Genomic DNA, 371 nt, shown 5'->3' with positions numbered 1-371 from the left:
CCCGAAGCCGTCGCGCCCGAAGGGGCTGTGTCCGAAGGGGCTGTGTGCGCATGCCCGTCACCGTCGGCAGGGCATGCTGACGCGCGCCGCGCGGTGTGCGGTGTTCCAGACTTGGCCGCAACGCGGTCGCCGTCTCCGACCTTGGCGGGCACGGTCTCGCCGCCCTCGGCGGAGGCGGCGTTCACGGTGTGGTCGCCCTCAGCAGAGGCGGTGCTTGCGGTGTCGCGCAGCTCGCACTCACCTGCATCACTCCCCGCACCGGCATCCGCCTCAGCCTCGCCGGTGTCGAACTCCTCCGGGATGTCGGGGTCGTCAGCGCCGCCCGCAGCGCCGGGGTCGCCCAACGCGCCGGAAACGGTGTCATCGGCCCG

General features: G+C 73.3%; 1 protein-coding gene. It reads left to right on the top strand.

Translation table 11 applies throughout. From position 1 onward, the window contains the following. Positions 1–188: 188 nt before the first annotated feature. Positions 189–371 (top strand): hypothetical protein (locus FLV34_RS42090; RefSeq protein ID WP_222709826.1); only part of this gene is annotated, 183 nt, incomplete at its 3' end.

The sequence above is a fragment of the Microbispora sp. CSR-4 genome (assembly GCF_008033685.1).
GTDB lineage: Bacteria > Actinomycetota > Actinomycetes > Streptosporangiales > Streptosporangiaceae > Microbispora.
This window is presented reverse-complemented; position numbering and strand designations above follow the sequence as displayed.